Source organism: Microbacterium sp. Leaf159 (assembly GCF_001423615.1).
In the GTDB taxonomy this organism is placed as follows: Bacteria; Actinomycetota; Actinomycetes; order Actinomycetales; family Microbacteriaceae; genus Microbacterium.
Genome location: NZ_LMOU01000002.1, coordinates 552,066 through 567,237, shown reverse-complemented (window position 1 = coordinate 567,237; position 15,172 = coordinate 552,066). Strand labels below are relative to the sequence as shown.

The 15,172-nt window shown below is 68.0% G+C and carries 14 protein-coding genes and 1 pseudogene; 10 read left to right on the top strand and 5 right to left on the bottom strand.

The window, feature by feature from the left end:
• The first annotated feature begins 179 nt into the window (after nucleotides 1-179).
• From ASF80_RS16380 to ASF80_RS19605, 3 genes and pseudogenes are all read left to right on the top strand, one after another.
• Entirely contained in the window at nucleotides 180-1,046 is an 867-nt protein-coding gene (locus ASF80_RS16380; protein ID WP_056313060.1) for an EamA family transporter, read from the top strand.
• Between the two features lie 119 nt (nucleotides 1,047-1,165).
• Nucleotides 1,166-1,564: a GNAT family N-acetyltransferase gene (locus ASF80_RS16375; RefSeq protein WP_235560028.1), complete on the top strand. Its 399-nt coding sequence runs from the start codon at nucleotides 1,166-1,168 to the stop codon at nucleotides 1,562-1,564.
• Nucleotides 1,565-2,561: 997 nt separating this feature from the next.
• A pseudogene (locus tag ASF80_RS19605) lies at nucleotides 2,562-3,410 on the top strand (DUF222 domain-containing protein); the annotation flags it as partial.
• Between the two features lies 1 nt (nucleotide 3,411).
• Here the strand turns inward: ASF80_RS19605 and ASF80_RS19475 are convergent.
• The coding region (locus ASF80_RS19475) for a hypothetical protein (protein ID WP_235560027.1) at nucleotides 3,412-3,615 on the bottom strand (204 nt) is incomplete at its 3' end.
• A gap of 537 nt (nucleotides 3,616-4,152) precedes the next feature.
• Nucleotides 4,153-4,806 carry a response regulator gene (locus tag ASF80_RS16365; RefSeq protein ID WP_235560026.1) on the bottom strand — a complete coding sequence of 218 codons (654 nt, stop codon included), beginning with the start codon at nucleotides 4,804-4,806 and terminating at the stop codon, nucleotides 4,153-4,155.
• A gap of 226 nt (nucleotides 4,807-5,032) precedes the next feature.
• Here ASF80_RS16365 and ASF80_RS16360 point away from each other — a divergent pair, with 226 nt between their 5' ends.
• Nucleotides 5,033-6,193, top strand: coding sequence for a sensor histidine kinase (locus ASF80_RS16360; RefSeq protein WP_056313052.1), 1,161 nt, complete (start codon nucleotides 5,033-5,035; stop codon nucleotides 6,191-6,193).
• A 285-nt stretch (nucleotides 6,194-6,478) separates the two neighbouring features.
• On the opposite strand, the gene ASF80_RS16355 is transcribed toward ASF80_RS16360, so the two are convergent.
• Complete coding sequence (locus tag ASF80_RS16355) at nucleotides 6,479-7,222, bottom strand: GntR family transcriptional regulator (RefSeq protein ID WP_056313050.1); 744 nt, start codon at nucleotides 7,220-7,222, stop codon at nucleotides 6,479-6,481.
• 169 nt (nucleotides 7,223-7,391) lie between these two features.
• Between ASF80_RS16355 and ASF80_RS16350 the strand changes: the two genes are divergently transcribed.
• From ASF80_RS16350 to ASF80_RS16325, 6 genes are all read left to right on the top strand, one after another.
• The gene (locus tag ASF80_RS16350; RefSeq protein ID WP_056313048.1) at nucleotides 7,392-8,321 is read left to right on the top strand and encodes a phosphate/phosphite/phosphonate ABC transporter substrate-binding protein; all 930 of its coding nucleotides are present in this window, start codon (nucleotides 7,392-7,394) and stop codon (nucleotides 8,319-8,321) included.
• A gap of 138 nt (nucleotides 8,322-8,459) precedes the next feature.
• On the top strand, nucleotides 8,460-9,332 hold the full coding sequence (phnC, locus tag ASF80_RS16345; RefSeq protein WP_056313046.1) for a phosphonate ABC transporter ATP-binding protein: 873 nt from the start codon (nucleotides 8,460-8,462) through the stop codon (nucleotides 9,330-9,332).
• Nucleotides 9,329-11,083: a phosphonate ABC transporter, permease protein PhnE gene (phnE, locus tag ASF80_RS16340; protein ID WP_235560025.1), complete on the top strand. Its 1,755-nt coding sequence runs from the start codon at nucleotides 9,329-9,331 to the stop codon at nucleotides 11,081-11,083. The genes phnC and phnE overlap by 4 nt, the downstream gene beginning before the upstream one ends.
• Nucleotides 11,080-12,228, top strand: coding sequence for a TIGR03364 family FAD-dependent oxidoreductase (locus tag ASF80_RS16335; RefSeq protein WP_056313044.1), 1,149 nt, complete (start codon nucleotides 11,080-11,082; stop codon nucleotides 12,226-12,228). The genes phnE and ASF80_RS16335 overlap by 4 nt, the downstream gene beginning before the upstream one ends.
• Nucleotides 12,225-12,950 carry an HAD family hydrolase gene (locus ASF80_RS16330; protein WP_056313042.1) on the top strand — a complete coding sequence of 242 codons (726 nt, stop codon included), beginning with the start codon at nucleotides 12,225-12,227 and terminating at the stop codon, nucleotides 12,948-12,950. The genes ASF80_RS16335 and ASF80_RS16330 overlap by 4 nt, the downstream gene beginning before the upstream one ends.
• 13 nt (nucleotides 12,951-12,963) lie before the next feature.
• Nucleotides 12,964-14,052 carry an alcohol dehydrogenase catalytic domain-containing protein gene (locus ASF80_RS16325; RefSeq protein ID WP_056313039.1) on the top strand — a complete coding sequence of 363 codons (1,089 nt, stop codon included), beginning with the start codon at nucleotides 12,964-12,966 and terminating at the stop codon, nucleotides 14,050-14,052.
• Between the two features lie 58 nt (nucleotides 14,053-14,110).
• On the opposite strand, the gene ASF80_RS16320 is transcribed toward ASF80_RS16325, so the two are convergent.
• Together ASF80_RS16320 and ASF80_RS16315 are read right to left on the bottom strand one after the other, a co-directional pair.
• On the bottom strand, nucleotides 14,111-14,626 hold the full coding sequence (locus ASF80_RS16320) for a CinA family protein (protein WP_056313037.1): 516 nt from the start codon (nucleotides 14,624-14,626) through the stop codon (nucleotides 14,111-14,113).
• Nucleotides 14,623-15,144, bottom strand: coding sequence for an FHA domain-containing protein (locus ASF80_RS16315; RefSeq protein WP_056313034.1), 522 nt, complete (start codon nucleotides 15,142-15,144; stop codon nucleotides 14,623-14,625). Before ASF80_RS16315 ends, ASF80_RS16320 begins: the two co-directional genes overlap by 4 nt.
• Nucleotides 15,145-15,172: the final 28 nt, after the last annotated feature.

Sequence of the window (15,172 nt, the reverse complement as noted above, 5' to 3'; positions counted from 1 at the left end):
CACCTCCCGGTCACCATCGGCCGGTACCGTGAGTCCCGATAGCGCCTAGGGTTCCGGGGTTCGTCCCGTCTGGTCCGAGCGGCGCCACGGTGTCCCTCCGCAGGGGTGCCGTCATCTGACAGGACAAAAGCCCGGAGGACCCTGTTCGTCGCGCCCCGCGATGGACGGAAGGGTCTCGCATGTCCGCTCTCGCCTTCGCCCTCGTCTTCGCCGCCGCGATCACCCACGCCGCGTGGAACGTCATCGCCCACGGGGTGAGCAAGGCCGGCATGCCGTTCCTGTGGTGGGGCGCAGTCGGGGGCACGGCCGTCTGGATCGGGGTCATCCCGTTCACCGGCGGTCTCGGCACCGATGACCTGCGCGGCTTCCTGCTGGGCGTCGGGGTGTCCGCGGTGCTCCACGTGGTCTACATGGCGGTGCTCCAGCGCGGGTACCGCGAAGGCAACCTGTCCACGGTCTACGCGACGGCGAGGGGCACCGGGCCGTTCCTGTCGGTCATCGTCGCCGTCCTGCTGCTGGGGGAGCGCCCTTCCGCCCTCGCGCTCGTCGGCGTCGCGGCGATCATCCTCGGAGTGGTCGCGATCGGCCTCGTCGACCGTGGACGCGCATCCCGCTCGCGGCCAGCCATCGACCCCGGGCTCCTGTTCGGCCTCCTCACCGGTGTCGCGATCGCGGTCTACACGATCTGGGATGCGAACGCCGTGCGCACCTGGAACCTGTCGCCCGTCGCGTTCATGGTCGGCACGATGCTGCTCGAGATCCCGTTCTACTCGATCGGCGTCCGCGGGCGGTGGGCGGCCGTCCGCACTCTCGGACGCACGCAGTGGCGACGCATCGTGGCGTTCAGCATCCTGTCGCCGCTGTCGTACATCCTCGTGCTCACCGCCATCCAGATCGCGCCTGTCGCCCTCGTCGCCCCGCTGCGCGAAGTCAGTGTCGTGCTGGTCTCGCTGTTCGGCGTCTTCGCGCTGAAGGAGAGCAGGCCGGGATGGCGGATCGCCGCATCCGCCGTCGTCGCCGCCGGAATCGTGCTGCTCGCGCTGTAGGGACTCGCATCGCCTTGCCTCGTTGCCGGCGGAGTGCGTCAGGTGGATCGGGTGATTGGATGGATGTCGTGTCAGTCGCGTGGAGTCTCAGAGCGAGCAGTTCGTCGGATGCTCCGTGGATGGCGGAGCTGCGAGCGATCGTGATGCGCCCCGATCTGGAGCGCCTGGGCAGGTACGACCCTGTGCGCGTGCGGCAGCGGTTCCTCGATGCGTTCGCTCCGGAGCACACGAGGGTGATCGTCGTGGACGGAGAGGATGTCGGACTCATCGCGGTCCGGGGCGAACCCGACGCCGTGTGGATCGAGCACTTCTACCTGGCACCGGGGTCTCAGGGGCGCGGGCTGGGGTCTGCGGTGCTCGCTGAGGTTCTGGTGGAGCGTGGTGCGGATGGGCAGCTGTTCCGCCTCAACGTGCTGCAAGGGAGCCCTGCACGACGGTTGTATGAGAGGCACGGCTTCGTGCTCGATAGCGAGGATGCGGTCGACGTGTTCCTGAAAGCGGAGTCCGTGCGGGGCTGACCGATCGGCCCTGCCCGCTTTCTCCCGTCCTGCTCACCGGCTCCGCCCCTGCCGGACCTGCCCATCGGGCTCGCCGAACCCGCCTGGTCATGCTCGTCTCATCCGCTTGGCGTGCCGACGGTCTCACTCCCGTTCCATTCACCGTCTCGTTGACTGCTCCGAGCCGTGACGCCGGCCTGGTCTCGCTTCGTCGCGACGACGGCTTCAGCCGCTGTCTCGGCGAGTCGCTCCGAGTCGCTCCGAGCCGTGCCGCCTGCGTGGTCTCGTTTCATCCGGACGACAGCTTCAGCCGCTGTCTCGGCGAGTCGCTCCGAGCCGTGCCGCCTGCGTGGTCTTGTTTCGTCCTGACGACAGTGCCCAGCCGCTGTCTCGGCGAGTCGCTCCGAGCCGCTCCGAGCCGTGACATCTGCCCGGTCTTGTTTCGTCGTGACGACAGCTTCCAGCCGCTGTCTCGCCGAGCCGTTCCGAGCCGTGACATCCGCGTGGTCTCGTTTCATCCGAACGACAGTGCCCAGCCGCTGTCTCGCCGAGCCGTTCCGAGCCGTGATATCCGCCTGGTCTCGCTTCGTCCCGACGCACCGCAGATCCCGCTTCGACGCACCATTCTGGGAGATTGGAATACGGCTCTGATCTGGGGTAAAACGGGGCGGTTTCGGGTCTTGAGTGTCGGTGGTTCCGGGTTGACTTACGGGTATGAACAGCACCGTGGAGCTTCTGGATCGGGTCATCGCCGACCTCGACACGGTGCTGTCCGACGACGCGCTCGCCGGGCTGACCGACGCGGATCGGGTCACGGTGTTGCAGGGTGCGGGTGCGGTCTTCCGCCGTGCGGAAGCCNATCGCGACGGGCGATGCAGTGGACTTCCCGCACTCGGCGGGGTGTCGGGGGTTGAACGAGTTGTTGCAGCGGACGGTGCGGGTGGATGTGCGGGGAGCGTCCCGGGTCGACACGGTCGTCGATCTGGTGCGGCGCCCGACGAGCCTTTCGGGGGAGCGGATGCCGGCCCGCTGGTCCGAGCTGCGGCTCGCGCTGCTGGACGGGGTGGTCGGGGTGGCCGGGTTTCTCGCGGCGACGGGTCCGATCGAGAAGGTGTGGGATCGGCTCACGGTCGATCAACGTCTGGCGGCGGATGTCGCTTTGGCGGGCTGCGCGCGCGGGCACGGTGTCGTGGTCGACGATGACCCGGATGCTGACGATGCCGATGCTGACGATTTCGGGGCTGATGCGCCGGGTCCGGCGCCGACGGCGCAGGACTTGAAGGCGCTTGCGGAGGATCTCGCGTCGATGTTCGACCCGGACGGCGAGGAACCGAAGGATGAGGACTCGAAGCGTCGGCGGGGCATCACGATAGGCCGTCTCAAAGACGGTGTGCATGCGATCCGCGGGTATATGACCCCGGACGTCGCGGCGCAGTTGCAGCTGATCATCGACGCGATCCTCAACCCGAAAGGCGACGGCCCACCCATGCCCGGCGTGCACTTCGCACCCAGCGATGGGGCGGATGCCGACACTGACACTGACGTCGATGCGGATGCGGATGCGGACGGGGGAGCGGAGGCGAACGCAGAGGCGCAGGCGGAGGGTGGCGCCGACGGTGACGGCGCGGATCCGTTCAACTCGGACCCCCGGTGCGTGCTCGACGACCGCACCGCGGCCCAGAAGCGCCACGATGCCCTCGCGATGATCTGCGCGATCGCCGCCCGACACAACGACATGCCCACCCTCGGTGGGTCATCACCCGTCCTCGTCGTGAACGTCGATGCGAAAGACCTCGCCGCTCACCTTGGTCACGGCTCCGGGGCGGCCTTCGGGCCTGCTGCCGGCGAAGCGGGCGGTAATGGCGGGNGTCTCCGTCGCCGCGCACATCGGATGCGCCGGGACGATCCAACGAGTCCTGTTCGATGAGGGCAGGATCATCGGGATCTCGACAACGGATCGGGTGTTCACCGTGCATCAACGCCGGGCGATCGTCGCCCGCGACAAGGAATGCCTCATCCCCGGATGCCACGTCCCGGCGTCGTGGTGTGAGATCCATCACGTTGTTGAGCATGCGAGAGGTGGGCCGACGCATACGGATAACGGTGTGCCGTTGTGCTGGTGGCATCACCGATCCCTCGGGAGCTCGGGGTGGGAGATCCGGATGGACGCCGGTCTCCCGCAGGTGCGGGGCCCGAAGTGGTGGGATCCCGAGCAACGATGGCGCACCCCGAGACTCAGCCTCCCGCGGATACGCCACGGATCGCTGACCCCCGCACGTATCGGCCGAAAAGCACCCTCGCATCAGCCGAAACCCGCGCCCTCACCGGCTGAACAACCCGCCCTCACCGGCTGAACCTTGCTCGCATCGGCTGGAACGCGCGAACACCGAGTGATTCGGCATGCACCGCGCCGCACCGCACGGCGTTCGCGGTCATCGATGTGTCTTCTTGGCGCCCGGATCAGCAGGATCAGCAGGAGCAGCAGGAAGCGCCGAGCAACTCCCGCTCAGGAACCACCGTGACGGGTCAGCTGATGCAGGCGGGCCACCCTGCTCAGCGAATCAGCGAATCAGCGAATCAGCGAATCAGCGAATCAGCGAATCAGCGACTCAGCGGAACTCGACGAGCCCGGCGTGCGCTGCGGTGACGAGGATCTGCACGCGATCGCGCACGTGCCACTTCGACATGATGCGACCGAGGTGGGCCTTCACTGTCCCCTCCGAGACGATGAGCGTCCGCGCGATCTCGGCATTCGACATGCCCTGGGCCAGACGCTGCAGCACCTCCTGCTCACGCTCGGTGAGCACTTCCAGGGTGCCGTCGCTACCGACCGGCTCGGTATCGCGCACATGCTTGATCAGCAGCGACGCGATCCTCGGAGACAGCGAGCTCGCACCGCTGTACACCTCACGCACGCCTTCGAGGATGCTGGCCGCACTCGAGTCCTTCAGCAGGTAGCCGGACGCGCCGGCGCTGAGCATCGGAAGCACCGTGTCGCTGCCATCCAGCGTGGTCACGGCCAGGATCTTGATCTCGGGCCAGCGCTCGCTGATGATCGCAGTCGCCTCGATCCCGTTCATCTCGGGCATCTGCACGTCCATCATCACGACGTCAGGGCGCTCGCGTTCCACCACCTCGATGCCCTCCAACCCCGACTCGGCCTCGGCGATCACCGTGATTTCGGGGTCTCGCGAGACGAAGTGGGAGAGCGCGGAGCGCACCAGGGGATCGTCATCGACGATCACAACGCGGATTTGCGACATGCAGGAAGCCTAACCGGGGGCGACCTCAGACGCGATGTATTGGACTTTTGGCTAGTGAGGTCTAGACGAGAGACAGATGTGCGGCGTGCAGATCACCGAGAAGATGAATGCATCGCTAGTCAAAAGTGCAATAAAGGAGGTGAATCTCTATGTCTTTCTGGAACCAGGTTGGACTCTTCTTCGGCTTCTACCGTTAATATATCTGGCGGAAAGGAGATACTGAAGTATGGCTTCAAGTCTTTCTGCGGGTGATCGCACAGACGTCACCCGACTCGGTAAGGGCGAGAAGCTCAGCACGATCGAACGCATCGCCGTACTGGTGGTGATCGGGACGATCTTCATCTTCGACTTCGTCGGACTGTTCCTCCCTCCGGGGTTGGAGCCGCTGACGGCGGCAATCGGGCTCGCATCCACAGCGGTCCTGGCCTTGTATCTCTGGTCCCCACTGATCGCGACATACGCCCTCGGCGTGGTGTTCGCACTCTCCTTCATCCCCGGCATCGAAGCTCAGGTGCTCACGGTCGCCGCTTTCGCGGCAGGCTTGATCGTGCGTCTGGGGTGGACCTCCTTGGTCCTGTCCTATGCCGGTGTCTTCCTCCTCGCATCCGCACTGGTCGTCACTGGCGACTCGAGGGATGCCTTCAACATCGCGATCTTCCTCGTCGGCGCCGCAGTATCCGGTGCCGTCGGCTTCGCACTTCGCATCGCGTTCGCCCGAGGGCGGACCCTCGAAGTGCAGCTGGCCGAGAAGGCCGAGCAGGAGCGTCAAGCAGTACTCGCCGAACGACGTTGGATCGCCGGCGAGCTGCACGACAGCATCGCGCACCACCTCACCGTGGTGTCGTTGCACGTGCAGATGCTCGACGACGATCGCACCAGCACCGATTCGCAAGAGGCGATCCGGATCGCCGCCCGCAAGGCGATGACCGATCTCCGCTTCGTGATCGACCTCGCCGACGACGGCCCTCGCTCCGAGGGCATGCCGACCGGCGACCTCGCCGCATCCATCGATGAGGCGAAGCAGGAATTCGAATCCGCCGGGCACTCGGTACTGCTCGACGGAGATCCCGCGGACGAGCGCATCCCCCGGGCCGCTGAGATCATCTTCGCGCGCATCATGCGCGAATCCGCCACCAACATCCTCAAGTACGCCGGCCAGGGCGAGATCGAGATCAGACTCGATGTCGACGACGACATGGCGCGGATGACCGTGAGTAGCCCCCTGTCGGTGACGCCGCGGCGTGAGCTCTCCTCCAGCCGCACCGGAATCGGCCGTATGGCCGAGCGGGTGCTCGGCGCGAGCGGTGAGTTCAGTGCCGGAGAAGTCGATGGTCGATGGGTCGTGGCCGCACGTCTGCCGATCGCCCGATCCGTCGCGAAGCCCTGACGAACGGGCACTCGCGAGCACTTCCGGCGTCAGGCATATACCGGCACTCGTCGTGAAAAACCGCGGAAATCCGGGCCTCGATCGCGAAATACTAGACGAAGGTCTAGGGGATGTCTCGACATTAGGCCGTGTTCCATGGTGTAGCCGGACGCTTACATTGGGTATACCCCAGAAATAGCGCATCCCCAGCGCTGTGATCGCGAGCGCGGTCCTTGGAATCTGATCCCCATCGCGCTCGCGATCGGCTTCTCTCCCCCACGGATGAGAAGTCGGCTGCCCCGGCTCTTAGCCGCCCACTGCGCGCATGTAGTGACCGTCTGTCGATATCCCGGACGCTGCGACCGTGAAGCGCACGACCTCACTCAGGTAGCGATCCTCCGACGCCTCGAAGATGCGTCCGTCGGCGTCGCGCGAGATGCGGCTCAACCGCAGGATCGGCGTCCCCTGAGGTACCCGCAGCAACGCGGCATCCTGCTCGTCTGCGGCGACCGCATCGATCTGGTGCTCGAGTCCGACGATGGGGTGTCCGACAGAGCCGAGGTATTCCGTGATCGAGATCTCGTCGGTGTCCACGTCGAACAGTCGGCGTCCGACGGCCTCGGTGTAGAACAGCCGCTCGAGCATCGTGGGCCGCCCGTCGAGCAGGCGCAGCCGCACGACGCCGACGATGATGTCGTCCGCCGCGACACCGAGCATGTCTGCGCGATCGCCTGCCCGGCGAAGGCTCAGCTCCTGTGTCTGTGCCCCTGGGGTGACCCCGAGATCGCGCGCCCAGCGCGTGAACGGCACGGACATGTCGACAGCCTGGCTGGCCTTGCGCGCCACCACGCGTGCGGGGCGCCCTCGTCCTGTCTCGATCAGGCCTTCGCGCTTCAGCGCCGCCAGTGCATTGCGGATGGGGCCGCGCGAGGTCTGCCATCGCGCCGCGAGATCCGCCTCGGTCGGCACATCGTCGCCGGGGCGCAGGATGCCGACGGCGATCTGCGCGCGCAGGTCGTCGGCGATCTGGGTGTATACAGCTTCGGCCACATAGGCATACTACTTCGCGCACGAATGAGGCTCGCGACCGTTCCGCGCGTGTTCATCCTGGGAAATCGCGGGTGAACGACGCCTGAACTCTTCCGAGTTAGGTACATATCTCGACGTTCGGACTGTCAGAGTTGCTCGTGGATCACCCCTCCCACCTCGAAAGGTCCTCATGAAGCTCCGCGCTCTCCCCGTACTCGCCGGCGCCGCGATCCTCGCGCTCGGCCTCGCTGCCTGTTCCGGCTCCGCAGAGGCCACCGGCTCGTCCGGTGCTGACGAGTCGTCCACCGCCAGCGGATTCGCGGTCGACGAGAACACGCTCGTCTTCGGCGTCGTGCCCGACTCGGTCGACACCGAGACGAACTACCAGCCCCTGATGGACTACATCGCCGACCTCACAGGCAAGACCGTCGAGTACCACGAGTCCACCGACTACGCGGCTCTCATCGAGGCCGCCGTGGCCGGCAAGGTCGACGTCGCCTCGTTCTCGGGCTTCACCTACGTGACCGCGACCAACAACGGCGCGAAGCTCACTCCGATCTCCTCGATCGTGACCGAAGAGGGCCAGGAGCCCGGGTACTACTCCCAGGCGATCGTCCCCGCCGACAGCGACATCTCGAGCATCGAGGACTTCGCGGGCAAGAAGGTCTGCTTCGTCGACCCGTCGTCGACGTCGGGCTACCTCTTCCCGTCGTACAACCTGCTCGAAGCGGGCATCGACCCCAAGACCGACATCACGCCGGTCTTCGCGGGCAAGCACGACGTCAGCGTGCAGAAGGTCGGCGAGGGCGTCGAGTGCGAGGTCGGCTTCGCGGAGGACTCCGAGGTCGAGAAGTCGGATGCCGTGAAGGTCATCGACGAGACGATGGTCCCCGGTGCGCCGCTCGTCTACTCCTCGACTCTTCCCGATGACGTCTCGAAGAAGCTCATCGACGGACTCTCCGAGATCACGATCGACGACATCATCGCCGCGGGCATCGACAGCGCCGACACGGACTCGTTCCGCAGCGTCTTCTACGCCACGAAGCCGGTCGACGACGCGTACTACGACCTGATCCGCGACATCTGCAAGGAGACCGAAGCGGAGCAGTGCCAGGGCTGACGCCCGACGTCCGCTTCGCTCCCGTTCGTTGAGCGAGGGAGCGAAGCGAGCGAGACGAAACGCGCTGGAGACTCACCGCGTTTCGTCTCGCTTCACTCGCTCAACGATCGGACTTCAGAGATTCACGAGGAGAATGCAATGAATGCGGCATCCGATGCCCTGATCCGCCTGGCGGGCGTGACCAAGAACTTCGGTTCGACGGCGGCGCTCAAGGACGTGTCGCTGCAGGTGTCACGCGGCGAGATCGTCGTGCTGCTCGGCCTCTCGGGCTCGGGCAAGTCGACGCTGCTGCGGCACCTCGACGGCCTCGAGACTCCGACCTCCGGTGACATCGAGGTGCTGGGCTCCCCGGTTCCCGCGCTGAAGGGCAAGGCTCTTCGTCGGCTCCGCAGCCGTGTGGGCTTCATCTTCCAGCAGTTCGAACTCGTGCCCTCGCTCACGGTTCTCGAGAACGTGCTGACCGGATCGCTGTCCGAGGTCCGCGGGCCCCGACTCGGTCTGTGGGGCTACTCGAAGGGAGCGAAGCTGCGCGCCCTCGGCCATCTCGACCGGGTCGGCCTGCTCGATCGCGCCTACCAGCGCAGCGACACCCTCTCGGGCGGACAGCAGCAGCGCGTGGCGATCGCCCGCGCACTGATGCAGAAGCCCGACATCCTGCTCGCCGACGAGCCGGTCGCATCTCTCGATCCCGAGTCCAGCGACCAGGTCATGGCGCTGATCCGCGAGATCGCCGCGGACGAGGGGCTCACCGTCGTCTGCAGCCTGCACCAGGTCGACCTCGCGATCTCGTGGGCCGACCGCATCGTGGGCCTGCGGCACGGCGAGGTCGTGCTCGACGTGCCCACCACCGACCTGACGAAGTCCGAGGTCATGGAGATCTACGGACGTGTCGCGACGACGACCGCCGAGATCCAGGCCGTGCGGGCCGAACTCACCGACGTCACGGCGGATGTCGTCGTCGAGGCAGCCGAGATCGACGCCGCGCTGACCGAGAGGGCGCGCGTCTCGTGACTCTGCTCTCCGGCCCACCGGCCGCACGTTCGGCATCCGGCGCCATCACGGGCGCGGTCTCTGCGGGCGTCGGCGACCGCGCCCCCCGACGCCCCGTCTCGCCCGAGCGCATCGCCGCCGGACTCACGCTGCTCGCCCTGCTGGTGCTCGGCGTCCTCGCGGTCAACGAGGTCGGCATCTCGATCCCCGCGATGGTGCAGAGCTGGGGCAACGCCGAGAACTTCATGGCCCGCGTCGGGGGCCTCTCATTCCCCGAGCCCGGCGATCTCGCCTGGCTGATCGCCCTCACCGTCGGACTCGTACTGGTCGGAACCCTGCTCGCCGCGGTGCTCTCGGTGCCGATCGCGTACCTCGCCGCATCGAACACGACGCCGGGCAACGGATGGCGTGCCGCAGCGCGATTCGTGGGAGTGCTCACTCGCGCGCTTCCCGACGTGGTGCTCGCCATGGCTTTCGTGCTCATGTTCTCGCTGGGCACTCTGCCCGGCATCCTCGCGATCGGCATCCACTCGATCGGCATGATCTCGAAGATGTTCGCCGATGCGATCGAGCAGATCGACGAGGGACCCCGTCTCGCGATCCGCGCCGCGGGCGGGTCGAAGATGCAGGAGTTCGCCTCCGGCATCCTGCCGCAGGTGCTCCCGAGCTGGGTCGCGACCGTGCTGCACCGCAACGACATCAACCTGCGCGGCAGCGTCGTGCTCGGCTACGTCGGCGTCGCGGGTCTCGGACTCGAGATGTCGTATGCGTTCAAGGCGCTCAACTACGGCAAGGGCCTCGGCATCGCGCTGGTCATCTTCATCCTGTGCGTCGTGATGGAGATCGTCTCGAGCATGGTGCGTGGCGCGATGCTCGGACAGCAGAAGCACACCCGCTCGTGGATCGACCGGCTCATCCACCCGCGCCTCGGCGTCCGGGCGAGCGACGCAGCGCGCATGAGCCCCGCGTGGGCGGCCACTCCGCAGACCGCCGTGCGTCGGCCGTGGACGGCCGAGCGCGTGCGCAACACCGCCGGGGTCGTGATCGCCGTGTTCGTGGTGGTCGGCAGCGTCATCGTCAGCCAGATCAACTGGATGGACTTCTTCACGTTCTGGGCCAAGCTCCCCGAGGTCGCCGCCAAGTTCTGGCCACCGTCGTTCGGCAGCTACGACGCCTCGGCGATGTTCACCGCCATGCGCGACACCGTCGCGATCGCACTCGCCGCCACCGTGCTCACCCTGCTGCCCTCGCTGATCCTCGGGTCGCTGGCTGCGAGCAACGTCGCACCGAGCTCGGGAGCGCGAGGCGTGGCGCGCTTCCTGCTCGTCGGCATCCGCGGCATCCCCGAGCTCATCCTCGCGATCGTGCTCGTCGTGATCACCGGGCTCGGCGCGCAGGCCGGAGTCATCGCCCTCGCGATCGGCGGCATCGGACTGCTCGGCAAGCTGATCGCCGACTCGTTCGAAGAGGTCGATCGAGGGCCGGAGCGCGCGCTCCGCGCCGTCGGTGCCACGCGTCTGCAGACCTACACCTCGGCCACGGTGCCGCAGGGCATGCAGGCACTCATCGGCCACAGCTTCTACATGCTCGACACGAACATCCGCGCGGCGACGATCCTCGGCATCGTCGGGGGCGGCGGGGTCGGCTACTACCTGCTCAACGCCAGTCAGGGATCGCGCTACGAGACGGTCACCGCGATCGTGCTGATGATCCTCGTGACGGTGCTCGTCGTCGAAGGGCTCGCGATGTGGATGCGCAAGGTGTTCCGATGACCCGCGCTGCGCTCACGACCGACTCCGCCGATCTCGTGGTCGTCGGCTCCGGCATCGTCGGTCTCGGCGCAGCCTTCGCGGCCGTGCGACGAGGCCTGAGTGTCATCGTCGTCGACAGAGCGGATGCTCCGGTCGGCGCGACCATCCGCAACTTCGGCCACCTCTGCATCGGGGCGCAGACCGGGGAGGCACGCCGCTATGCGGACGCCTCCCGCGACCTGTGGCTGCGCCTGTCGCGCGACGCCGGCTTCTGGCTGCGCGAATCCGGCACCCTGGTCGCAGCCCGTCACGCCGACGAGATCGCGGTGCTCGAACGGGCGGCGGCCGATGGCGGCATCCGCATGCTCGAGGCCGACGAGCTGCTGCGACTGGCACCGCTGCGCGCGGACGGGCTGGTCGGCGGAGCCCACATCGAGACGGACCTGCAGACCGACCCTCGCACTGCGGCCGCGGCCATCGTCCGCCACCTCGCGAGCCTGGGTGTCGAGTTCCGCTTCCGCACCGCCGTGACCGCGGTGGCGCGCGGACGCGTCGACACGACCCGCGGTGCGATCACGGCCGGTGCGGTCGTCGTCGCGGTGAACCACGACATCGACCAGTTGCTGCCCGAAGTCGCCGAGCGGGTGGGGGTCGTGCGCTGCGCACTCGACATGATGCGCGCGGCGGTGACGTTCCGGCATCCGCTCTCGGCGCCGATGCTGACGGGCTGGTCGCTCGTGCGGTACGGGCGCTTCGCCGACGGCGAGGCGACGGCCGCGCTGCGGGAGCGCCTGCATGCCGAGCGCCCCGATCTCGCAGCCCTCGACCTCAACCAGATGTACACGCAGCTGCCCGACGGCACGCTCATCATCGGCGACTCGCACGCCACGTCGACGGTGCCTGCGCCCTTCCAGCCCGAAGCCGCATTCGCCGCCTTTCTCGCCGAGGCCGAGGCGCTGTTCGACATGCCGGCACCTCGGGTGCTGGAACGCTGGCAGGGGGTCTACGCCAAGGCGTCGCAGGACTTCCTCATCGACAGGGCCGACGAGGGCGTGCTGGTGCTCGCCGCGACCACCGGCATCGGAATGACCACGGGTCTGGGGCTCGCCGAAGAGAATCTCACCACCGCCTTCGGGTGGACACCCGCAATGGAAGGAACACCATGACCACTCCGCGCGACGAACCCCGTGCACTCGAACTCGTCGTCCTCGACATGGCCGGCACGACCGTGCTCGACGACGGGGTGGTCGAGACTGCCTTCCAGCGCGCGGCCGAGCGCACCGGAGTCGCCGACCGGATGCCGTGGGACGACGCCCTCGCTCACGTGCGCGCGACGATGGGCCAGTCGAAGATCGACGTGTTCACGCATCTCGCCGGGGGCGATCGCGTCGCTGCGGAGCGCGCCACTGCCGCGTTCGAAGGGGCGTACGCCGAGATCGTCGCCGAACAGGGAGTCACCGAGATACCCGGGGCGGCCGATGCGATCCAGGGCCTGAAGGATGCAGGCCTCGCCGTCGTGCTGACGACGGGATTCGCACCTGTGACGCGGGATGCGCTGATCGACGGTCTCGGCTGGAACGGTCTGGTCGATCTCGCTCTGTCGCCGGTCGATGCCGGCCGAGGGCGCCCCGCGCCCGACCTCGTGCTCGCCGCCGTCATCCGCACACAGACGTCTTCGGTCGCAGCCGTCGCGGTGGCGGGCGACACCGTCAGCGACGTCGAATCCGGTCGCTGTGCCGGGGCGGGGTTCGTCGCCGGCGTGCTCACCGGTGCCCACGACCTCCGCGCGCTCACCGGGGCCGGGGCCGACGCGGTTCTCGCCGATGTGACGGGGCTGCACGGCGCATTGGCCGAACGCGGTCTGCTGCCCCTCGTCGCCACCGTCTGAGTCGGGCGAGGACATGGGAACGCTGCTGATCCGTCCGCCCGGCCACCGTCGGGACGTCGCCCTGCGCCCGGCCGCGACCGCGATGGTGTGGATCGGCGAGGGGCACGCCCACGAGATGATCGCGGTGCCCGGCGTCGCCTTGGCCGACCACGATGTGCTCGTCGCGGTGGAGATGTCGACGATCTGCGGATCGGACGTGCACACCGTGCAGGGTCGTCGGTCGGCTCCCGTGCCGCTGGTGCTCGGTCACGAGAGCGTCGGGCGGGTGATCGCGACGGGCGATGCGGGCGCGACCGCGGTCGACGGCAGTCCGCTGCGCATCGGCGATCGTGTCGTCTGGTCGGTGACGATCTCGTGCGGCACGTGCGATCGCTGCTCGAGCGGCCTCACGCAGAAGTGCCGCACCCTCGGCAAGTACGGCCACGACCGGATCGGCGTGCACGGAGACCTCACCGGCGCCTTCGGCACCCATGTGCAGGTGCGAGCCGGCACGGCGATCGTTCGGGTGCCCGAGTCGCTTCCGGCATCCGTGCTCGCACCCGCCTCCTGCGCCACCGCCACCGCCTGGGCCGCCGTGGCCAGAGCGGCGCGCGACCATGACCTCGACGGCGCCACTGTGCGCATCCACGGTGCGGGCCTCGTCGGGCTCTCCGCCGCGGCGATCGCGGTGGAGCACGGGGCGACCGTCGAGGTTCTCGACCCCGCGCCCGCCCGTCTCGCGCTCGCCGCGCGGTTCGGAGCGGGGCAGCTCGACCGCGATCCCGACGTCGTGATCGAGGCATCGGGGCATGCCGTGTCCGAGGCCCTCGCGGGCGTGGGCACCGGAGGGACGGTCGTGCTCGTCGGCAGCGTGTTCCCCGCAGACCCCGTGCCCTTCGACGCCGAGAGCATCGTGCGACGTCTGGTCACGGTCACCGGAGTGCACAACTACACGGGCGCCGAGCTGGCCGAGGCCGTCGCCTTCCTCGCCGGTCGAGGGCGCGCCTATCCCTTCGCAGACGCGGTGGGCGAGGTGCGTCAGCTGGCAGCGATCGATGAGGCGATCGCCGCCGCATCCGCGCCGGGGGCGCCGCTGCGGATCGGCCTCGTACCCGGGCGCTGAGCACAGCAGCACTCAGCGCTCGGGCACAGCCGAGTTCAACGTCCGCGCACGAGCGCGCTCAGACGGATGCCGCAGCCGACCCCGCTCGCCGGGGCCCCGCGGGGCGGATCCCCTCGGCGTGGAACGCGAGCAGCCGCGTCGCGGTGTCGACGGCCTCGTCGAGGATCTGCTGAGGGTCGCCGGTCAGCGCCAGCATCCGGTGGCCGACGCCGTCGCCCGTCGCCCACCCGACGTAGACGGTTCCCGGCTCATGACCCCCCTCGGCATCCGGACCGCCGACGCCGGTGGTCGAGACGCAGAGGTCGGCGTCGAACAGGCGTCGCGCGCTCTCGGCGAGATGCTCCGCGCACTCGGCCGAGTACGGGTCCGTCCCGGGTGTCAGACCGAGCAGGCGCTCCTTGACGTCGGTGAGATACGCGACGATCCCGCCGGCGAACCATTCCCCGGCATCGTCACCCGCCCCGATCGTGCTCGCGAGGCGTCCGGACGTGAGCGACTCGACGACGCAGACGCGCAGTCCGCGCTCCGCAGCGACCTCGCTCAGACGACCCAGCGCGGACTGCTCCGTCGTCACTTCTCTTCCGCGGAGTCGGCGTGCGTCGGCGCATCCGTCTCGACGCTCGCCGCATCCTCGTAGTCGGGGCGGGGAGGCTGCAGCGGCTGATCGGAGTACTCGCCGCCCTTGCGTCCGCCATACGGGCGTCCATGGTCGGCGAACTCGTCGCGCGCGAACACGAGCTCCCACGGTCCGACCGTGAAGCGCGCTCCGGTGCGAAGGGTCTGCTTGCGCTCGCCGGGGTGCGTGGCATCCGCGTCGGGGTTGGTGTTCATCTCACCCTCGCCATGAAGCTCCACGACGTACTCATCACGGTCGTCGTGCGTGATCGTGGCGTGCACGGGGTCTGACTCGTCGAGGCGCAGCTCGTTGTCGGCCGCAGAGCCGATGCGCACCACGTCGGCCTCGAGGGCGAACTCGGAGCGCAGATCGTCGCGCGAGACGCGCAACCGCGGGTTGCCCTCTCCGAACTCCGCATGGGTCGTCGTGGGGGTGTACCCCTCATCGGATCGGTCGTCGATGTGTCGTGCGTTCATGGTGCCGCCTCCTCGCAATCGAAGTCAG